This is a genomic window from Haloarcula ordinaria (assembly GCF_029338275.1).
Lineage (GTDB): Archaea > Halobacteriota > Halobacteria > Halobacteriales > Haloarculaceae > Haloarcula > Haloarcula ordinaria.
Window position 1 is genome coordinate 1,480,361 of sequence record NZ_CP119789.1, and the last position, 17,419, is coordinate 1,497,779.

At 67.8% G+C, this 17,419-nt stretch carries 23 protein-coding genes and 1 pseudogene; 10 read left to right on the top strand and 14 right to left on the bottom strand.

Annotated elements, in window-relative coordinates; translation table 11 throughout:
• Positions 1-14 precede the first annotated feature (14 nt).
• Positions 15-290, top strand: coding sequence for a MarR family transcriptional regulator (locus P1L41_RS07805; protein ID WP_276298298.1), 276 nt, complete (start codon positions 15-17; stop codon positions 288-290).
• Positions 291-380: 90 nt separating this feature from the next.
• Positions 381-1,454: a tubulin/FtsZ family protein gene (locus P1L41_RS07810; RefSeq protein ID WP_276298299.1), complete on the top strand. Its 1,074-nt coding sequence runs from the start codon at positions 381-383 to the stop codon at positions 1,452-1,454.
• A gap of 35 nt (positions 1,455-1,489) precedes the next feature.
• Here P1L41_RS07810 and P1L41_RS07815 read toward each other — a convergent pair whose 3' ends face one another.
• The 3 genes from P1L41_RS07815 to P1L41_RS07825 form a co-directional block, all read right to left on the bottom strand.
• Positions 1,490-2,836 (bottom strand): alkaline phosphatase family protein, encoded by a 1,347-nt coding sequence (locus tag P1L41_RS07815; protein WP_276298300.1) that lies wholly within the window; start codon positions 2,834-2,836, stop codon positions 1,490-1,492.
• An 84-nt stretch (positions 2,837-2,920) separates the two neighbouring features.
• On the bottom strand, positions 2,921-3,043 hold the full coding sequence (locus P1L41_RS07820) for a hypothetical protein (protein ID WP_276298301.1): 123 nt from the start codon (positions 3,041-3,043) through the stop codon (positions 2,921-2,923).
• A 128-nt stretch (positions 3,044-3,171) separates the two neighbouring features.
• Positions 3,172-3,705 carry an inorganic diphosphatase gene (locus P1L41_RS07825; RefSeq protein ID WP_276298302.1) on the bottom strand — a complete coding sequence of 178 codons (534 nt, stop codon included), beginning with the start codon at positions 3,703-3,705 and terminating at the stop codon, positions 3,172-3,174.
• 279 nt (positions 3,706-3,984) lie between these two features.
• Here P1L41_RS07825 and P1L41_RS07830 point away from each other — a divergent pair, with 279 nt between their 5' ends.
• Positions 3,985-4,344 carry a PadR family transcriptional regulator gene (locus P1L41_RS07830; protein WP_276298303.1) on the top strand — a complete coding sequence of 120 codons (360 nt, stop codon included), beginning with the start codon at positions 3,985-3,987 and terminating at the stop codon, positions 4,342-4,344.
• An 18-nt stretch (positions 4,345-4,362) separates the two neighbouring features.
• Here P1L41_RS07830 and P1L41_RS07835 read toward each other — a convergent pair whose 3' ends face one another.
• Together P1L41_RS07835 and rnhA are read right to left on the bottom strand one after the other, a co-directional pair.
• Positions 4,363-4,917, bottom strand: coding sequence for a DUF7108 domain-containing protein (locus P1L41_RS07835; RefSeq protein ID WP_276298304.1), 555 nt, complete (start codon positions 4,915-4,917; stop codon positions 4,363-4,365).
• Positions 4,910-5,506 carry a ribonuclease HI gene (gene rnhA, locus P1L41_RS07840; RefSeq protein WP_276298305.1) on the bottom strand — a complete coding sequence of 199 codons (597 nt, stop codon included), beginning with the start codon at positions 5,504-5,506 and terminating at the stop codon, positions 4,910-4,912. Before rnhA ends, P1L41_RS07835 begins: the two co-directional genes overlap by 8 nt.
• Before the next feature lie 112 nt (positions 5,507-5,618).
• Between rnhA and nreA the strand changes: the two genes are divergently transcribed.
• A complete protein-coding gene (nreA, locus tag P1L41_RS07845; RefSeq protein WP_276298306.1) occupies positions 5,619-6,905 on the top strand; it encodes a DNA repair protein NreA in 1,287 nt (428 codons plus the stop codon).
• 46 nt (positions 6,906-6,951) lie between these two features.
• Positions 6,952-7,134 carry a hypothetical protein gene (locus P1L41_RS07850; protein WP_276298307.1) on the top strand — a complete coding sequence of 61 codons (183 nt, stop codon included), beginning with the start codon at positions 6,952-6,954 and terminating at the stop codon, positions 7,132-7,134.
• A gap of 10 nt (positions 7,135-7,144) precedes the next feature.
• Here P1L41_RS07850 and P1L41_RS07855 read toward each other — a convergent pair whose 3' ends face one another.
• Together P1L41_RS07855 and P1L41_RS07860 are read right to left on the bottom strand one after the other, a co-directional pair.
• A complete protein-coding gene (locus tag P1L41_RS07855; RefSeq protein ID WP_379789159.1) occupies positions 7,145-7,843 on the bottom strand; it encodes a universal stress protein in 699 nt (232 codons plus the stop codon).
• On the bottom strand, positions 7,840-9,252 hold the full coding sequence (locus tag P1L41_RS07860) for an APC family permease (RefSeq protein ID WP_276298309.1): 1,413 nt from the start codon (positions 9,250-9,252) through the stop codon (positions 7,840-7,842). The genes P1L41_RS07855 and P1L41_RS07860 overlap by 4 nt, the downstream gene beginning before the upstream one ends.
• Positions 9,253-9,385: 133 nt before the next feature.
• On the opposite strand from P1L41_RS07860, the gene P1L41_RS07865 reads away from it, so the two are divergent.
• Entirely contained in the window at positions 9,386-9,559 is a 174-nt protein-coding gene (locus P1L41_RS07865; RefSeq protein WP_276298310.1) for a hypothetical protein, read from the top strand.
• Between the two features lie 153 nt (positions 9,560-9,712).
• Here P1L41_RS07865 and P1L41_RS07870 read toward each other — a convergent pair whose 3' ends face one another.
• The gene (locus P1L41_RS07870; RefSeq protein ID WP_276298311.1) at positions 9,713-10,000 is read right to left on the bottom strand and encodes a DUF5789 family protein; all 288 of its coding nucleotides are present in this window, start codon (positions 9,998-10,000) and stop codon (positions 9,713-9,715) included.
• A 112-nt stretch (positions 10,001-10,112) separates the two neighbouring features.
• Here P1L41_RS07870 and P1L41_RS07875 point away from each other — a divergent pair, with 112 nt between their 5' ends.
• The 3 genes from P1L41_RS07875 (at position 10,113) to P1L41_RS07885 (ending at position 12,137) form a co-directional block, all read left to right on the top strand.
• Positions 10,113-11,114, top strand: coding sequence for a cell division protein CdpA domain-containing protein (locus tag P1L41_RS07875; protein WP_276298312.1), 1,002 nt, complete (start codon positions 10,113-10,115; stop codon positions 11,112-11,114).
• A gap of 75 nt (positions 11,115-11,189) precedes the next feature.
• Positions 11,190-11,516, top strand: coding sequence for a transcription factor S (locus P1L41_RS07880; RefSeq protein WP_276298313.1), 327 nt, complete (start codon positions 11,190-11,192; stop codon positions 11,514-11,516).
• 9 nt (positions 11,517-11,525) lie between these two features.
• On the top strand, positions 11,526-12,137 hold the full coding sequence (locus P1L41_RS07885; RefSeq protein ID WP_276298314.1) for a DUF6517 family protein: 612 nt from the start codon (positions 11,526-11,528) through the stop codon (positions 12,135-12,137).
• Here the strand turns inward: P1L41_RS07885 and P1L41_RS07890 are convergent.
• The 4 genes from P1L41_RS07890 to P1L41_RS07905 form a co-directional block, all read right to left on the bottom strand.
• On the bottom strand, positions 12,118-12,519 hold the full coding sequence (locus P1L41_RS07890) for a hypothetical protein (protein WP_276298315.1): 402 nt from the start codon (positions 12,517-12,519) through the stop codon (positions 12,118-12,120). The two genes, P1L41_RS07885 and P1L41_RS07890, sit on opposite strands and share 20 nt — an antisense overlap.
• 6 nt (positions 12,520-12,525) lie before the next feature.
• Positions 12,526-12,735, bottom strand: a complete 210-nt coding sequence (locus P1L41_RS07895) for a hypothetical protein (RefSeq protein WP_276298316.1) — start codon at positions 12,733-12,735, stop codon at positions 12,526-12,528.
• Positions 12,736-12,835: 100 nt separating this feature from the next.
• A complete protein-coding gene (locus P1L41_RS07900) occupies positions 12,836-13,558 on the bottom strand; it encodes a methyltransferase domain-containing protein (RefSeq protein WP_276298317.1) in 723 nt (240 codons plus the stop codon).
• Between the two features lies 1 nt (position 13,559).
• Positions 13,560-13,988: a nascent polypeptide-associated complex protein gene (locus P1L41_RS07905; RefSeq protein ID WP_276298318.1), complete on the bottom strand. Its 429-nt coding sequence runs from the start codon at positions 13,986-13,988 to the stop codon at positions 13,560-13,562.
• A gap of 109 nt (positions 13,989-14,097) precedes the next feature.
• Here P1L41_RS07905 and P1L41_RS07910 point away from each other — a divergent pair, with 109 nt between their 5' ends.
• Positions 14,098-14,499: a Rieske (2Fe-2S) protein gene (locus tag P1L41_RS07910; RefSeq protein ID WP_276298319.1), complete on the top strand. Its 402-nt coding sequence runs from the start codon at positions 14,098-14,100 to the stop codon at positions 14,497-14,499.
• Positions 14,500-14,503: 4 nt separating this feature from the next.
• Here P1L41_RS07910 and P1L41_RS07915 read toward each other — a convergent pair whose 3' ends face one another.
• The gene (locus tag P1L41_RS07915) at positions 14,504-14,746 is read right to left on the bottom strand and encodes a DUF2061 domain-containing protein (RefSeq protein ID WP_276298320.1); all 243 of its coding nucleotides are present in this window, start codon (positions 14,744-14,746) and stop codon (positions 14,504-14,506) included.
• 49 nt (positions 14,747-14,795) lie between these two features.
• Positions 14,796-17,328, bottom strand: a pseudogene (locus tag P1L41_RS07920) (DNA topoisomerase I).
• Positions 17,329-17,419: the final 91 nt, after the last annotated feature.

Consider the following 17,419-nt stretch of genomic DNA (forward strand, 5'->3'; position numbering starts at 1 on the left):
TAGGGGGTAGTATCATGAGCGCATCCGATATCACGCACGCAGACGCCGACAGCGAGGCCGACCAGGCGGGCTGGGACGCCGTCAGAGACCTGCCGCCGAGCGCGAAGCTGGTCGCGAAGGTTCTGGAGTACAACGACACGCTGACCCAGAGTCAGCTGGCAGACGAGACGCTGCTGCCGCCACGTACGGTCCGCTACGCACTGAGCCGACTCGAGGACGCGGGCGTCGTCGACTCCCGGTTCTCCTTCGCCGACGCGCGAAAGCGCATCTACTCGCTCCGCATCGAGTGACCGCGCCTCGCTGACTCGCCGCCGTTCGTTTCTGGTCCCGTCGCTTCGCCCGGGGCAACGTTGATTAGTCACCCTACCAAGACGTTTCGTATGAAAGTCGTCCTGATTGGTGTCGGCCAGGCTGGGGGGAAAATAACCCAGTCGCTTGCCGAATTCGACTACGAGATGGGGTTCGAGGCGGTCCGCGGCGCGCTGGCGGTCAACACCGCCCGCGCGGACCTCCAGAACCTCGACATCGACACGACCCTCATCGGCCAGGACCGGGTGAAAGGCCACGGGGTCGGCGGTGACAACGAGCTGGGCGCACAGGTGATGGAAGAGAACGCCGCCGAAGTACTCGACGACCTCGATGGCCGGCTTACCTCCGAAGCCGAGGCCGTGGTGGTCGTCGCCGGCCTCGGCGGGGGTACCGGGTCGGGCGGCGCGCCGATGCTCACCCGCGAGCTCAAGCGCATCTACGACATCCCGGTGTACGTCCTGGGCGTCCTGCCTGGCCGTGACGAGGGCGGCATCTACCAGGCGAACGCCGGCCGGTCGCTGAAGACCACCGTCCGCGAGGCCGACTCCCTCCTCCTCGTGGACAACGACGCCTGGCGGGGCAGCGGTGACAGCGTCGCCGCCGGGTACGAGCGTATCAACGACGCCATCTCACAGCGGGTCGGGCTCCTGCTCGCCAGTGGCGAGGCCATCGACGGCGTCGGCGAGAGCGTCGTCGACTCTTCGGAGATCATCAACACGCTCCGCGGCGGCGGTATCGCCTCGCTCGGCTACGCCAGTGCGACGGCCAGCGAGAACCCCGAGGAGAACGTCAACGTCGTCACGAGTGTCACCCGGAAAGCACTGCTCTCCAGCATGAGCCTCCCCAACGCGGTCAAGGCCGACAAGGCGCTGCTGGTCGTCGCCGGCGACCCGGAACGGCTCTCGCGGAAAGGCGTCGAACGGGCCCGGCGGTGGGTCGAGGACGAGACCGGGAGCATGGAGGTCCGCGGCGGCGACTTCCCGCTCGCCTCCTCGAAAATCGCGGCGCTCGTGGTGCTCTCGGGCGTCGAGCGGTCCCCGCGAATCGACGAGTTCCTCGACCGCGCCCGGGAGGCCGCCTCGGCCCAAGGCCGGCAGGTCGACCCCCAGGAGTTCGACAACGAGGACCTCGACAACCTGCTGTGAGCGACGGGGCAGGAAAACTGGTGTGAGTCGCGGTCTTACTGGACCAGACTGCTGCCGTCGAACTCGGTCCGGTCGTACTCGTGGTCCATCAGTTCGAGGACGGTCGGCGCGATGTCGAAGAGGTCCGCGTCTTCGATGCGGACCTCGGGGTCGTCGACCAGCAGCGACGCGTTGTCGAAGCTGTGCATCCCGTTGCGCGGACCGACGCCGAAGACGTCCTCGGAGCCCTTGAAGCCGGCCTTCAGGTCGAAGCCGTGGTTCGGGACGACCACGAGGTCGGGCGCGATGTCGTCGTGGTCCCCGCGGAACGCCTGCTCGCGGGTGACGACGCGCTCGGCCACCTTGTTGCCGTCGGGGCCTTCGAGATTCTCGAGTTTCTCCTTCAGGTCCGCGCGGACCGTCTCGTACTCGGACTCGGGGACGCTCCCGCGCGGTTCGCGGCCCTCGAGGTTGATGTAGAAGCGCCCGGGGATAAGCGAGTAGGCCGTCGTCTCGTCGGCGATGTCGCCGAGTTCGCTGTGCTCGTCGTCCTCGTACTCGAGCCAGCCCTCCTGGTCGAGCCACTCGTTGAAGTGGACCTCGTAGTCGAGCGAGGTGAAGCCGTGGTCGGAGGCGACCATCATGGTGACGTCGTCCGGGAGCAGCTCACGGAGCTTGCCCAGGTACTCGTCGACCTTGCGGTAGAACTCGAAGAACGCCTCCTGGTTCTCGCCGTCGCGCTCGTAGTCCTTGAACAGGAAGTGGTTGACCCGGTCGGTGGTCATGAAGACGCCGAAAAAGAGGTCCCAGTCGTCGGCCTCGACGTACTGCTTGAACGTCTCGAAGCGCTTCTCCAGGGTCTCGTGGGCGTCCTCGACGAACTCGCTCTTGTCGTCGCTGTGGCCGAGCTTGGCGTTGACGTCGATGCGGTAGCCGTTCGATTCGAGGCTGTCCCGGAGGTCGTCGGGGTACGCGGCCTTGTCGACGCCCGGCGAGAGGAACCCGGAGACCATCCGCTGGACGTTGCGCTGGGGCGGGAAGGTGACGGGGACGTTCATCACGGTCGCGTCGCGGCCGTCCTCGGTGACACGGTCCCAGAGACGCGTCGCCTGGACGTCACGGCCCATCGGGACGTAGGTGTCGTACGAGCCGACCTCGCGGTCCTGAAAGCCGTAGACGCCCGTCTCACCGGGATTGACGCCGGTGGTCAGCGAGGGCCAGCAGGCGCTGGACTCGGGCGGCACGATGCTGTCGATGGGGCCCGCGCTCCCGTCGGCGGCCAGCTCGGTGAGGTTCGGAAACACGTCCGGATGTTCGTTGATGAGGCTGAACGGAACGCCGTCGATACCGAAGAAGGCCACGCGGGGGCCGCTGTCTCCTTTCAAGCGGTCGAATAGTCCCATGCCTTCCGGTATAGCGGTCAGGGTCAAGAAACTTCGTTTCGCGACTGCGCCTGCCTCGCCGGGAGCCGACGCCGGTCTGGTGGGTCAGGCCCCGTCCGCGTTCGTCGGGACGACGGTCAGGTGGGCGATGCCGGGAATCGGGGCCTCCTCGGGGTCGAACGGGACCGCCGAGCGGTCCAGCGGGCCGTCGGGCTGTTGGGTCGCCATCGTGTCCCGACCTATCAGCCGAACGAACTAATAATTACCCATGCTCATAACGCATCGGGGGTTCCCCCGTCATTACTCGGGGATATACCGCCCCTGACGCAGCGCAGAACGGGACGCGGCCGGTCGCCTCAGTCGAACTGCTCGTCGTAGAGGTCCTGTGCGTGTTCGATGGCGTCCATCGCGGCCTGCTTGTCCTCCCAGCCCAGCGTCTCGACTTCCTTGCCCTCCTCTAAGTTCTTGTAGGTCGAGAAGAACTCGTCTATCTCGTCTACGGTCTGCTGTGGGATGTCTTCGAGGTCCTCGATGTGGTCGTACCGCGGGTCCTCGATCGGGACGGCGATGACCTTGTCGTCCTGCTCGCCGTCGTCGTCCATCTTCATCAGGGCGACCGGACGGGCCTCGATGACACAGCCGGGGAACGTCTGGTCCTCTACGAGCACGAGCACGTCGAAGGGGTCCTCGTCGTCGTAGTACGACTGCGGGATGAACCCGTAGTCCGAGGGGTAGTGGACGTTCGAGTGGAGCACACGGTCGAGGACGACGCCGGGGATGTCCTTGTCGTACTCGTACTTGTTGCGCTCGCCCTTGAGGCACTCGACGACCGCGTAGATCTCTTCGGGCGGGTTCGGTCCGGTTTCCAGGTCTTCCCAGAGGTTCGTCATCGTCACCGACTGCACCGGCGCGTCAAAAAGTACTTTCGTAATGTCTCTGGCTCTGCACTATCCCAAGATATTTTACGGTGCTGTTGGACGGTACTATAAACGGTAGTAGGCTACTACGGCCCGCGACCAGCCCGCGAGGTGGTCCGGGGATAACGGTATTTATTTCGACACCTCTGATAGTGATAGATTGCCTTACAAAGGGCCGCAGTCTATCGATTAATCCTGTCTCTTAGGATGAAGTTAACAAGTGTTAAGTACTGTGGTGACATTTTGCTAACTATGTCAGAGGCACAATCACTCGACACAAGCCCCGGCATCGCGAAGGACCTCACGGCCTTCCAACAGAACATCCTCGTCATCCTGGCCGAAGAGCCACGGTACGGGCTCGCTATCAAACGCGAACTCGAGTCGTACTACGACGACGAAGTGAACCACGGCCGGCTGTACCCGAACCTCGACGACCTGGTCGAGATGGGGCTGGTCGAGAAGAGCGAGCTCGACAAGCGGACGAACCAGTACGCGCTGACCGAAGACGGCAAGGAAGCCGTCCTCGACCAGCTCGGCTGGGAGTTCTCGAAGTTCGTCACCGACGGCGACCGCGCGGGCATGCTCGAGAACCTCGTCGAAAGCCAGAAGTAATCGTCGTCTACCGCGACCTTACGGCTCCGGTAGCCGACCGTCAGATTTCTTTAGACACAACCGAACAGACTCGTCGAGCAGCGACCGCTGGTCCTCGCTCGGCCAGGTGTTCCGCGGGAAGTACTCCGCCTTGAACTCCTCGAGCTCGTCCGGCGTCGCCTCGGCGATCGGCTTCGCGTAGTGGTTGCCCATAAAGTCGGCCAGCGCCGTGGCGGTCGCGCCGTGGACGGGCCCGTGGTCCTCCGCGACGGCCGCGGCGACCGCCCGGTTCCGCTCGTCGACCACGTCCCACTCTTCCGGGTCGCCGGGGCCGCTGAGCTGGACTTCGACGCCCCTGTCGACGTCCTCGATTCGTCCAGGGCGAATCACGCCGTCTTCGACCCACTCCTGTGGGTGACAGACAAGCACGTCACTGGTGTCGTCTTCCCTGACGCGCGCGTCGTAATCGTGGTCGGCCAGCAACGCGTCGCGTTCGTCCTTGTACGCCGTCGTCTCCCCGTCGTCGACGGCCTCGCGTGCGAGCCTGGTGAGCCGTTCGGCCTCCTCCAGTACGTCGGTTGGCAGGTCAGTCATCGTCGAGTGCGTCGTTGGCTAGTTCGTCCGCGCGGTCGTTTATCTCCCGCGGAACGTGCTCGATGTGCCAGTCGTCGAAGTGCATCAGGAGCTCGCGGACGCGGACGCGCTGCTCGCGCAGGTCGGGGTCGTTCGTGTTCCACTCGCCCCGGACCTGCTTGACGATGAGCTCCGAGTCACCACGGATGCGCGCCTCGTCGAACCCGTACTCGCTCGCCACCTCGAGGGCTTTGACGAGGGCGGCGTACTCGGCCTGGTTGTTGGTCGCCCGCCCGATGGTCTGGCCGCCCTCGGCGACGATGCCACCGTCGTCGACGAGCACGTAGCCGACGGCGGCCGGACCGGGGTTCCCTCTGGACGCCCCGTCGAAGTAGACGTGGACGCGACCCCCGGAATCGCCGCGGAGCATCGCCTCCAGCCGCGCGGTGTCGCCGCCCTGGACGACGACCTTCCCGTCGTAGGCGACGGCGGTGGCGCCGCCGTGCGTGGCGCGCCAGCGCTCGTGTGGTGTGTTCCCCGACTCGACGGGGACACCTTCGGCTTCCAGGCGCTCTCGGGCGGCCGACGGGTCGCATTCGATGACCGGCATCGTCCGAGGGTGGCCGACGGTCGGTCAAAGCCGTTGTGGTCCGCCCCAGCAGCGCCGTCCGTCCACCGCACGGGGGACACATTCATGGCCGGCTGGGGCCAATCCCGGGTAGATGCGACTCGACGAGTTCATCGAGGGGTTCGAACGGGATGAGGCCGCCGAGCGACGACGCCTCGCCGCCGAGAAGTCCTACGCCATCACGGACCACCTCGAGGACGTCGAGCGGCAGTTCGAGCAGGCCCTCCAGGGCGACACGCTCGTGGGCTCGACGGCGCCGGAGATATTCGTCGGCCGGTCGGGCTACCCGAACGTCTCGACGGGCCTGCTCTCGCCGGTCGACACCGACGCCGCGGCCGACGACTTCGCGACCAGCGGCGAGTGGTACCAGCAGGGCCTCGGCATCGAGGACGTCCTCCAGCGCCGGACGGGGATGGTCAACTCGGCGAAACCCACCGCCGTCGACGCGGTGAGCACTGGCGGCGGCCGCACCGACGGCGTCCACGACGTCTGGACGGGGTTCGTCGGCGTCCAGCGCGAGGTCGCCATCGCCGACACGGCCGTCGGCGTGGAGGTCGGACTCGACGGGAAACCGGACCTCGACGTGGCGTTCGACGACGTCTCGACGCCGACTGGGCCACGGGCCCGCGCGAAGCGCGCCGACCTCACCGAGAACCCTCACGTCCCCCGGCCGGTGCAGAAGACGCTCGCGGACGACGACTGGCGCGCGGAGGGCGCGATGACCTACCTCTACCGGCGCGGGTTCGACGTCTACGACATCAACACCATCCTCTCGGCGGGGGCGCTCGGCCAGGCCCGCGAGCGGTCGCTGGTCCCGACGCGGTGGTCCATCACGGCTGTCGACGACACCGTCGGCCAGTACCTCCGGGGAACCGTCCACAACAGCGACACCATCGACAAGCCCGAGGTGTGGTACAACGAGTACATGGGCAACCGCTACTGGGTCCTGCTCGCGCCGGGCCGGTGGGAGTTCGAGCTCGTCGAGATGAAAGCCCCCGAGAGCGTCTGGAACCCGAACCCCGGCGCGGGCTACTATCTCGCCAGCGCCCACGAGGGGTACGAGGGGCGCACCGGCTACGTCGAAGAGACCGCGGGCGCGTACTACGCTGCGCGACTTGGCGTGCTCGAGCACCTCCAGGAGCGGGGCCGCCAGGCGAAGTGTCTCGTCCTGCGCGAGATAACCGACGACTACTGGGCCCCGGTCGGCGTCTGGCAGGTCCGCGAGGGCGTCCGGAACGCCTTCGAGGGGGAACCCGGCGTCGGCCAGACGTTCAGCGAGACGCTGTCGGCCGTGTCCGACCAGCTGCCGGTGCCGGTCGGCGCGCTCCGACGGAAGTCCCAGCTGGTCGCCGGATTGCAGTCACAGCTCTCGGATTTCTGAGCCGAAACTGGGCAACTATTTTACACCAACGCGAGAGAGGTCGGGTATGCTCACCCTCCTGTTTCCCGGCCTGCCCGGTGGTCCCGAACTCCTCGTCGTCGTCCTGATACTGGGGCTGTTCCTGATACCGCTCCCGTTCGTCCTCGCCGCCGGTGCGTACGTCCTCGGCAAGCGCCGCGGACGGCGTGAAGTCACACAGGAGCGCGACGGCGCGCCGGGCGAGGAGTGAGGTCGCGCCCCTAGTCCGGCGCCGTGTCCGCGTCCTCCCGCCGGACCACGAGCACCGGGCCGACAGAGGCGGCGGCGACCCGGTCTTCGGCCCCGCCCCACACGAGCGAGGCCAGCGACGGCGCACGCTGGCCCATGACGACGGCGTCGTGTCCCGCCACGGCGTCGACCAGCGCGTCAAGCGGGTTGCCGGTCCCGCGTCGGGTGGCGACGTCGACGCCCATCGCCGCGAGCTGGTCGGCCGCGTCGCTCAGTCGGGGTTCCGCCGGGTCCTCCTCGCCGACCACCAGCAGCGTGACGCCGATGGCACGCTCCCCGACCAGGGCCGCGACGAACTCGAGGATTCGCTCGACGGCCACGTCGCCCGAGAGCGGGACCAGCAGTCGCTCGACGGTTCCCGTCGCACCGTTGATGGCGTACGCGCGGGCACCGACGTCGGTCGCGACCCGGTCGATAGACTGCCGGCGGTCCCCGGTGAACACGAGGCGGTGGTCGGCGTCGCCACCGGCCTCGCGGAACTCCGCTGTCACGTCCTCGAGCGCGCTCGTCGCGCGCTCCTCGAACTGCGCCCGCGCCTGGTCGGGCGGCGTCTGCTCGGGCAGCAGCTGGTAGCCGAGCACGGTGACGTCCATCGTGCCCAGCAGGTCCATCAGGCCGGGCGAGACGGTCTCGCCGTCGAGTATCGCCAGCGGAACGAGGACGCGCATCAGAGCACCCCCCGTAACCTCACGCCGCGGGCATAATAGTAGTACCACCCGGCGGTCGCCACCATGATTGCGAGGCCGATGACCTGCGAGAGGCGGGTCATGAATCCGACCAGGGCGAAGCTCGCGACGGCACCCAGTATCGGGACCGCGGGATAGCCCGGCGTCCGGAAGTCCGGGTCGTACCACTCGGGCTCGTCGCGCCGGAGCACGAGGAGCGCCACACAGAGGAGCCCGTACATCATCAGGTGGAGGAACGAGGCGACTTCGGCAAGCACCTGCACCCGACCGGTCGCCGTGAGGGCGAGAATCGGCCCGCCGGCGAGCCCCAGCGCGACGTGGGGTGTCCCGTAGCGCAGGTTGATGCGACTCGCCCAGGTCGGGAGGAGGGCGTCCTTCGAGACGGCGTATATCGACCGGGAGGTGCTCAGGATGGAGGCGTTGGCGCTCGACATCGTCGCCAGGAGGCCGCCGAGGAGAATCGCCAGCGCGCCGGCTTGCCCCAGCAGGTCCCGGCCGACCGCGACCATCGCCGTCTCGCCTTCGGCGGCGAGGCGCTCCCAGCCAAAGGCGCTCGTCGCGACGAAGATGGTCGTCACGTAGAGCACGGTCACGACGAGGACGGACCCGATCATCGCCACGGGAAGGGTGCGCCCGGGCCGTTTCATCTCGCCGGCCACTGTCGCGACCTGCGCGAAGCCCAGGTACGACGTGAACACGAGCGCGGCGGTCGTCAGTATTGGGAAGTACCCCCGCGGGACGAGCGTCGTGGGGGCCGTGGGCTCGCCGACGATGCCCAACGCGTCGAGCACGCCGAAGCCCAGGAAGACGAACAGAATCGAGAGCAAGAGCGCCACCACGCCGTTCTGGAGCTTCGCCGCGTTCTCTGTCCCGGTGACGTTGAGGACGGTGAACCCGACCCCGAGCACCAGTGCCAGCGGGATGACGAGCTCCCGGCCGACCGCGACACCAGCGAGCGTGAGCGCGTCGACCGCGTAGTAGCCGAAGCCGACGAGGTAGAACGCCGTCGCGAACACCAGGCCGAACCACAGCGAGAGGCCGACGACGGTGCCTGCGAGCGTCCCGAGGCCGCGGGAGATGAAGTAGTAGCCCCCGCCGCTCTTGGGCATCGCCGTCGCCAGTTCCGCGGCCGGGAGCGCGACCAGCAGCGCGACGAGGCCGCCGATAGCGAACGACCCGGCGGCGGCGGGCCCGGCCGCACCCGCCGCGAGGCCCGGGAAGACGAAGATACCGGCGCCGATCATCGTCCCGATACCGATGGCGAGGCCGCCCGTCAGACCGATGGTCCGCTCGAGCTCGGCGTCCTCGGTGATCGTCGCCTCGTCCGTCTCGACGGTCGGTTCGACGTCGGGGGTCTCGCCCTGGGTGTTCTGCCCGGCCTCTTCGATGGCCATACAGGAGCACCCGGTGCCACCGCCGTATAGTTGTCCGTCGATTACCGGGCCCGCGACGACAGTGTTAGCAGGTGTCGTGCCGGTTCGCGGCCGAATCGACTCGTTTATCGGTGCCAATCCGTGAGGGTGAGCTATGACCTCCGACAAGCGTGGTCCCGGCCCCGCCGAACCCCTGTCGAGCCGTGCCTTCCACATCTCCGTCGACGACGGCCGCGACTCCTTCAGCGCGCTCAGCATCGAGGGTGACAATCCGGAAACCGAGTGGCTCATGTCCGATACGGTCTGTGCGCTCGAGAACATGCGGTGACCGACCGGCGACGGCGTTCGGTCGACCGGCGGGTCACCTGCCGGCCCGCGTTCGCACACCCGTTCTTCTGACGGGGTGACCGCGTTCGGCCGACCGAGCCAGGGGCGTCGATGCCGCCGAACACAGCGGGATACGTCCCCGAGAAACGTCGCGTTACTCGGTCGGGACCGGCCCGGTTCCGACGACCTCGCGGACCGCGTTCTCGAACTCGTGACGGTCGGCGAAGTAGGGCACGTCGACGTCTTCGAGCACGTCGGCCAGCGTCCGTGGCCCGTCGGGCGTGCGGATGGTCGTCTCGCCCTCGCGCTCGACGATGGTGCTGTGTTCGATACTCCAGGTGAGCCGCGCCGAGACGCGCGCGAGCGGCGCGCCCTCGACGTCGGGGCCTTCCCCGAGTTCGACGGCGGGTGCCTCTTCTTCCTCGTTCTCGTCGTCGCTCATACTCCGAGTGTACCGGCGGGTCCGATTAGTGCTTTCGGAACCGCGCCGCGCACGCGGCCGTCTTGCGCCTGTCTGACGGGTAGTTTTGTCGGAGGCAGTGGTACAGCTCGCCATGACCAGTTTGACAGACGTCTACGAGGGGGACGTCGGCCGTGTCGCGTCGCGCCGGCGCCAGCTCGTCGGCACCGGACTGTTCGTCGCAGGGGCCGCCAGCCTCGTCGGGGCTATCGCCCTCGCGACGACGGGCCTCGGGTCGACGCTGGGACTGGACGGGTACGCCGCACGTGAAATCGCCGGTATCGTCGCCGGCCTCGGCCTCCCGGCGGTCGTCTTGGGCGTGTTCGTCGTCCTGCCGGCGGGTCGACAGACGCGAGCGACGGCCGTGCTGGGCGTCAGCGTCGCCGTGCTCGGCGTCGCGCTGTTCCAGCACCTGTACCCGTACAGCTGGCTCGAGGGTGCGCCGCTGCTGGCGCTGCTGGCCGGCATCGTCTACTTCAGCGGCGTGGTGACCACGTTCTGGTGTCTGTTCGTCGCCCTCGCGACGTTCAAGACGCGAAACGACCCGGGCGGCACCGCACACATGGAGGTCACCGAGGAGGGGACCATCAGGCTGGTCGAGCAGGCGCGCTCGATTCCCGGCCTGGGCGGCATCGGCTTCTTCGGTCAGGACCCTGACGGCACCGTCGAGACACAGACCAACCGCCCCGGCGCGACGTCGGGCACCGTCAGCGACGGCGGCACCCAGGCGAACGACGCGGGACAGTCCACACAGTCCTCGCAGACCCAGTCCGCCGACCAGCCGTCTCAGCGCTCGACGGCGGACACCGACCCCACGCCGGTTCGAGGTCCCTCGGAGCACTCGCTCGACCCCAGAATCGCCAACGCCGGTCCGGAGGCCTCGCCCTCGACCGACGGCGGCACGACGACGGAGACGGGCCACGACCCCATCACCGAGACGGCCACCCACCGGGGCGAACCGGACACCTACTGTGGCAACTGCCGGCACTTCCAGTACGTGATGGACGAGGACGACGACATCCAGCCGTACTGCACCTTCCACGAGACGGTCATGGACGACATGGAACCCTGCTCGGCGTGGGTACGCAACGACTGAGCGGCTCCGGCTTCCGATACCGGCATCGAACCCGGGCGTTTAACACACTCGCCGAGCATACACGGGTGTACACCAATGGAGTTCTGCGACGAATGCGGCTCGATGATGAAGACCGAGGACGACACCTGGGTCTGTAGTAGTTGCGGCTACGAGAAAGCGCGTGACGCCGAGGTAGAGAAACAGACGGCGGTCACGACGCAGGGACAGGAGGCGTCTGAAGTCGTCGACACCTCCGAGGTCGACGCCGAGGACATGGGGCCGACGACGGGCGCGCGCTGTCCGGAGTGTGGCAACGAGCGGGCCTTCTACGAGATGAAGCAGATCCGCGCGGCCGACGAGTCCGAGACGCGCTTCTTCACCTGCACCGAGTGCGAGCACAAGTGGCGCGAGGACGACCACTGAGGCGATACCGTGTCCGATGACGCTCCGTTCCCGGTGCTCCCGACCGACCGCCTCGACGACGGCGGGTGGACGCTCGCCGACGAGAGCGTCGAGACGGTGTTCCGGATGCCGACGGCGCGGGTGGTCGGGGCGACGAGTCTCTACGACGACGCTCGGACGCGAACGGCGGCGCGCGATGCGACCGATATCGACCAGCAGTGGCGCTTCTTCTTCGCGACGCGACTGACGTTCGAACCGCCGCTCGCGCCCGGTATCGGCCCGCCGATGGTGCTCCCGACGGTCCGTTCGGAGGCCCAGTCGGCGTTCGCCGACCAGCTCCGCGACCGCGGCTTTAGCCACGTCGAGAAGGGGCGACGCGAACGGATTCGCGTCGGTACTGGCGACCGGGCCCGGCTCCGGTCGTACTCGGCCGCTGTCGACCTCGAGGGCGTCGGCGAGACGCTGTCGGTCACGGGCTGGGTCGCCGTCTGGCACAGCGACGGCTTCCGAATCGCGGCCGGGGCGTATCCGGACGACCCCGTCGCGGACCTGCTCGGTATCGCGGACGCGCCGGACGAACTCCGGCGGACGCCCGGAGAGTACCGCGACGACCTGCTCTCGCTTATCCGCGCCGTCGAGTGACGGCGGCCAGCAGAGCCCCCTCCGGAACTAGTTCGACCGGTCCGAGCCCGAGCCACTGCGCTAGCCGGCTCGGCCTCGCGCCGTCGCCGACCCGGGCCAGCGGGACGCCACGGACGCGGAGTTCGGCGGTGAGGCCGGTCGAGGCCAGGGCGGCGGCAGCGTCCATCGACTCCGTCCGGTGCCGGCGGGCCAGGTCGACGGCGCTCCGGACCGACGGGCAGTCGACGGCCACCAGGTCCTCGTAGCCCAGGACGTTGACTGTCGTCCCGTCGATGGTCACGTCGAGGTCGCAGTCGATGGCCAGGTCCGGCCGTCGCTCGAGGCGGTCCAGCAGCTCCGCGGCGGTGGTTATCGGTTCGCCCGACTGGACTGGCTGGCTCACTTTCTCTCAGTCGCGCTCGCGCGTCTTGACGGTCAGCGCCCCGTCGAGCCGCCAGTGTGCGTACTCGGGGTCCTCACCCGTCTTGCTCGGCACGTCGACCTCCATGTCTTCGAACTCGTAGGTTATCTCGGCGTTCCGGCCAGTGAGTCGGTCGTAGAGACTGATTGCGAGCTCCGGCCAGGTGGTCGTTTCTTCCGGCCTGTCTGATTCGCTCATACGATTGACTGTACGGCTCGATGACGTTTGAAAGTATGCCTCGAACGCAGGGGCTTTCTGGCTGTCCACTCCCAAAATCACTAACATAACCACGACCGAATCAGGGTCGCCGGGCGAAGGTGAGGTAGCCGGTGTGGCCGACACCGGCCGTCGAGGGTCGGGATCCGCGCTCGTCGAAGTCCATCTCGCGCTGGACGGTGTCGAGCGTCTCGATGCCGTCGAGTCCCACCGACCGCGCTGCCTCGACGGCCGCGCGGGTGTTCTCGACGAACGGTGAGTACACTGCGAGCGAGCCGCCACGCTCCAGCAGCGTCGGCGTCCGCTCGACCACGGTGGGGGCGTCCTCGGTGTCGAGCGTGAGGACGTCGAACCCGGACAGTTCGTCCAGGTCCTCGGTGACGTCGCCGGTCCGGACCTCGACGGTCTCCGAGACGCCGGCGACGGCCATGTTCTGCCGCGCCACCTCGGCGAAGTCGGGGTCCCGCTCGTAGGTCACCACGTCGGCACCCATCCGGCCCATGTACGCACTGAGGATGCCCGTTCCGGTCCCGGCGTCTAACACCCGGTCGCCGGCGGCGACGCCGGTCTTGCCCACGACGAGGCCGACGTCGCGTGGCATCATCGGCGCGCCGGTCCGCTCTAAGTGGGTAAAGAGGTCCGGACCGCGCAGTCGGCGGACGGTGAACGCGGTCCCGAGATGCGTCTCGACGACGTCACCGGGCGCGACGTCCTCGGGCACCTCGAGGATGCCGAGGTCGGACTCGAAGCGCTCGCCGGGGTCCAGCAGGTACTCGCGGTCCTCGTGGACGAAGAGGTAGGCCACGTTACTCCAGCTGGTCGACGGCGTCGGCGAGGTCGCCGCCGTTGTCTTCCAGCGCCTGGCGCGCGGTCTCCTCGTCGACGCCGGCCCGCATCGCGACGAGCTCGATGTCACCTTCGGAGATGGTGACCGGGCCGGACTCGTCGCTGCTCTCGTCCGCGTCGTCGCCGGCATCTCCCTCGGTCGTCTCGCTGGCCTCGCTCTCGGCCGTCGACTCGCCGTCACGGGGCCGCGACTCGGGCTCGCCGACGACCTGGTAGGTCTTCTGGCCCTGCGCTGCCATCAACTGGACCTCCGCGTCGGTAAAGACGAGCTCCTCGTCGGGGGTCCGGATAATCACTTCCTCGGCGTCGATATCCTCCATATCGATGCCCATCTGTTCCATCATCTGCTGTAGCTTGCGCGGGTCCATCCCGCCGCCTCCGCCGAACATACCCGGATTCCGCGGCGGGAGGGGAAAAGTCTCACGACACCGCCCCTCACTGGGCTCCCACGGCCGAATCGACCGACACGCCTTATCGGGTGGCGGTCAATCGGCCACTATGCAGGAACTGGCCGACGTCGAGACGGTTCACGACGAGGGGTCGTGGCTGTTCACCGTCGAAGACCCCTACGGCTCGCTCGAAGAGGTCGTTCTCGTCCCCTGCGAGGACGGCGTCAGCGCGTGGGTGAACCGCTGTACGCACGAGGCCCAGCGCTTCGATACCGGACGGGGCGTCCCGATGCGCGACGGTCAGCTGGTCTGTCCGAAGCACGGCTCGCTGTTCGACGCCTGCGAGGGCGACTGTGACAACGGCGAGGCCGCCGGCACCACGCTCCCCGGCGTGGCCGTCGCGACGAACCGCGGGACGGTGGTGTTGACCGACGACGACTACACCTTCCGCCACGAGGGCGGCATCGACGACGACGAGGGCCCCGACTCGACGTCGCACCTGTCGCTGTGATGGTTCACTCGGTGACCAGGCCCCACTCGATACGGTCCCACAGACGCTCGTAGCCGTAGTAGGTCACCGTCTTCACGAGGTTGGCGGCGAGTCCGATGTTCAGCGCCGCCACCGGGTCCCCGGTCACCGCGAGCGCGACGGTGACGGTCACGACGAGCATCAATAGTCGGTACAGCAGCGTCTTGACGAGCGCACGTGACCGAAGCTGGTAGGTGGACCGAGACAACCACCGTGTCGCCGAACCCATACAGACGGAAGGGCGTCAGTCGTTGTAGATGTTGTCCACCCGGGGTGGCTCAGGCCTCTAACTGCGACTGCCAGTCGCGGACCTTGTTCGCAGTCACGCCCTGGACCTCCCCGGCGACGACGTCCGGGTCGGCGTCGCGCAGGGCGTCCAGCGAGTCGACGCCGGCCGCCTCGAGTTTCTCGGCCGTCGCGCCGCCGATGCCGTTCAGGTCCTCCAGGTCCTCGACGGCGTTGCGGGCCTGGTACTCCTCGTAGTTGCAGATGGGACAGCCCAGTTCCCAGGGGTCGTCGCTGTCGGGGTCGACGACGAGTTCGGGCAGGTCGTGCTCCTCGCAGAACTCGTCGGTCACCTCGATGTCGCCGTTACGCGGCAGGGGCAGCGAGTAGTCACAGTCGGGGTAGCGCGTACAACCCACGAGGCGCGACCCCGAGCGGAGGTGCTTGATGGCGAGCTCGCCGCCGTCGGGTTCCGCTTCGGCGGCTTCGCCGCCTCCGCCGCGTTGCTCCGCCGGAGCAACGCCACACTCCGGACACGGGCCGATGACTTCATCCTCGCTCGCGTCGGCCTTCTCGGCCTCACAACGGGGACAGCCATGGACGAAGGTGTTCCGGCCGGCGAGCATCTTGACGTGCTTCATGTCGTGGTCGTCACAGACCTCGTCGAGCACCTGCGGGCTGCCGGTGGAGGGCAGTGGCAGGGTGTTGCGACACTCGGGGAAGCCGTCACAGCCGACGAAGTACGAGCCCTGACGCGACCGGCGGACCAGCATGTCCTCGCCGCACTCCGGACACGGGCCCAGCGTTTTGTCTGCCTTCAGCGACTCCTGGAGGTACTCGCCGATCTCCTCGCGCGAGTCCTCCAGTTCCTCGAAGACCTGCTCTAACATCTCGCGGGACTCGTCGGTCACCTCGTCTAAGGTGGCCTCGCCCTCGGCGATGGCGGTCATGTCCCGCTCCAGCTGGGCGGTCATCTCCTCGCTCGTGACGAGGTCGGCGAACTCCTCTGCGGCTTCGACGACGGCCATCGCGAGCGCCGTCGGCCGGGGCGGGTCGTCCTCGATGTAGCCGCGGTCGTAGAGTTTCTCTATGGTATTGTGTCTCGTGCTTTTTGTGCCAACCCCAAGCCCCTCCATGGTCTCGATGAGCCGTGACTGGCCGTATCTCCGGGGTGGCTGGGTCTCCTTGTCCTCCAGTCGGACCTCGGTGATGGCGAGTTCCTCGCCCTCCTCGACGTCGGGGACGTGGTTCTCGCTGGCGCTGGAGTAGGGGTAGACGGCGTGGTAGCCGGGCTCGACCAGGCGCTTGCCGTTGGCCTTCAGCGAGCGGCCGGCGGCCTCGGCGACGACGCGGAGGTGCTCCCACGTCGCGGCCTCTGCGACGGTGGCGAAGAACCGTCGGACGACGAGCTCGTATATCTCCCACTCGGCGTCCGAGAGCTCGCTCCGCGAGGGGAGCTCGCCCGTCGGGTGAATCGGCGGGTGGTCGGTCGTCTCCTCGTCGCCCTCGGTCGCCACGAGTTCGTCCTGTTCGAGCAGCGTTTCGGCGTCCTCGCCGAACTCCGGCGACCCGACGAACGCGTCGAGCAGGGCGTCTTCCTCCAGGTCCTCGGGATAGACCGTGTTGTCGGTCCGGGGGTACGTGATGTAGCCGGCGGTGTAGAGGTCCTCGGCCATCGACATCGCTCGCTGGGCGGAGTAGCCCAGCGAGCTGGCCGCCGAGATGAACGCGGTGGTCTTGAACGGCGTCGGCGGGCTGTCCTCCCGGGTGCGCCGCCGGACGCTCGTGACCGTCGCGGCGTCGACGCTCGTCAGGTCGGCGTAGGCGGCGTCGGCCCCGTCCTCGTCCCAGACACGCTCGGCCTCGGCGCCGTCGTCGTCGTAGAAGTACTGGGCCTCGAAGCCCGACCCGTTCTTCTGGAGGTCGGCGAATATCTCCCAGTAGGCCTCGGGGTCGAACGCCTGAATCTCGCGCTCGCGGTCGACGATGAGCTTCAGCGTCGGCGACTGCACCCGGCCGACGGAGATGAAGTCGTTGCCCAGCTGCCGGGCCGACAGCGAGAGGAAGCGCGTCAGCGCGGCGCCCCACACCAGGTCGATTATCTGGCGGGCTTCGCCGGCCGCAGCCAGGTCGAAGTCCACCTCGTCCTGGTCGGCGAAGGCTTCGGTGACCTCCCGTTCGGTAATCGAGGAGAACCGGACCCGCGAGATGGGGATGTCCGTCTCGGCGCGGATGAGCTCGTAGGCCTCCTTGCCGATGAGCTCCCCCTCGCGGTCGTAGTCAGTCGCGATGACGGCAGCGTCGGCCCGGCGGGCGAGTTCCTGGAGGGTCGTGACGATGTTCTCCTGGGTCGGTTCCTTCGTCACGTCGGCGTAGATGAAGCTCCTGTGGCTCGACGTCCCGCCAGTCGCTGTACTCCGGCGGGAAGTCCACGCCGACGACGTGGCCCGAGAGGCCGACCACCCGCTTGTCGCCCCAGCGGTAGACGTTCACCCCGTTGCGTCGCTCGGCCGAGGCGCTGCCCTCCGAGAGAATCTCCGCGATGCGGCGCGCGGCGTTGTCCTTCTCGGTGATGATCAGCTCCACGGCGTCTCACCTTGCGCTGTCATTAGCGGTCGATACGCCGGCACGGAGTCTAAAGGGTTTCGGGTAAAACACCGGACAGCGCGGGTGTGCG

Excerpts from the sequence above, each read along its gene's own strand:
- P1L41_RS07820 (WP_276298301.1), bottom strand. The coding sequence starts at position 3,043 with ATGGCGACCCAACAGCCCGACGGCCCGCTGGACCGCTCGGCGGTCCCG.
- P1L41_RS07830 (WP_276298303.1), top strand. The coding sequence starts at position 3,985 with ATGTCAGAGGCACAATCACTCGACACAAGCCCCGGCATCGCGAAGGAC.
- P1L41_RS07860 (WP_276298309.1), bottom strand. The coding sequence starts at position 9,252 with ATGGCCATCGAAGAGGCCGGGCAGAACACCCAGGGCGAGACCCCCGAC.
- rnhA (WP_276298305.1), bottom strand. The coding sequence starts at position 5,506 with ATGCCGGTCATCGAATGCGACCCGTCGGCCGCCCGAGAGCGCCTGGAA.
- P1L41_RS07810 (WP_276298299.1), top strand. The coding sequence starts at position 381 with ATGAAAGTCGTCCTGATTGGTGTCGGCCAGGCTGGGGGGAAAATAACC.
- P1L41_RS07805 (WP_276298298.1), top strand. The coding sequence starts at position 15 with ATGAGCGCATCCGATATCACGCACGCAGACGCCGACAGCGAGGCCGAC.
- P1L41_RS07915 (WP_276298320.1), bottom strand. The coding sequence starts at position 14,746 with ATGGGTTCGGCGACACGGTGGTTGTCTCGGTCCACCTACCAGCTTCGG.
- P1L41_RS07880 (WP_276298313.1), top strand. The coding sequence starts at position 11,190 with ATGGAGTTCTGCGACGAATGCGGCTCGATGATGAAGACCGAGGACGAC.
- P1L41_RS07895 (WP_276298316.1), bottom strand. The coding sequence starts at position 12,735 with ATGAGCGAATCAGACAGGCCGGAAGAAACGACCACCTGGCCGGAGCTC.
- P1L41_RS07910 (WP_276298319.1), top strand. The coding sequence starts at position 14,098 with ATGCAGGAACTGGCCGACGTCGAGACGGTTCACGACGAGGGGTCGTGG.
- P1L41_RS07865 (WP_276298310.1), top strand. The coding sequence starts at position 9,386 with ATGACCTCCGACAAGCGTGGTCCCGGCCCCGCCGAACCCCTGTCGAGC.
- P1L41_RS07835 (WP_276298304.1), bottom strand. The coding sequence starts at position 4,917 with ATGACTGACCTGCCAACCGACGTACTGGAGGAGGCCGAACGGCTCACC.
- P1L41_RS07870 (WP_276298311.1), bottom strand. The coding sequence starts at position 10,000 with ATGAGCGACGACGAGAACGAGGAAGAAGAGGCACCCGCCGTCGAACTC.
- P1L41_RS07875 (WP_276298312.1), top strand. The coding sequence starts at position 10,113 with ATGACCAGTTTGACAGACGTCTACGAGGGGGACGTCGGCCGTGTCGCG.
- nreA (WP_276298306.1), top strand. The coding sequence starts at position 5,619 with ATGCGACTCGACGAGTTCATCGAGGGGTTCGAACGGGATGAGGCCGCC.
- P1L41_RS07825 (WP_276298302.1), bottom strand. The coding sequence starts at position 3,705 with ATGACGAACCTCTGGGAAGACCTGGAAACCGGACCGAACCCGCCCGAA.
- P1L41_RS07815 (WP_276298300.1), bottom strand. The coding sequence starts at position 2,836 with ATGGGACTATTCGACCGCTTGAAAGGAGACAGCGGCCCCCGCGTGGCC.
- P1L41_RS07905 (WP_276298318.1), bottom strand. The coding sequence starts at position 13,988 with ATGTTCGGCGGAGGCGGCGGGATGGACCCGCGCAAGCTACAGCAGATG.
- P1L41_RS07850 (WP_276298307.1), top strand. The coding sequence starts at position 6,952 with ATGCTCACCCTCCTGTTTCCCGGCCTGCCCGGTGGTCCCGAACTCCTC.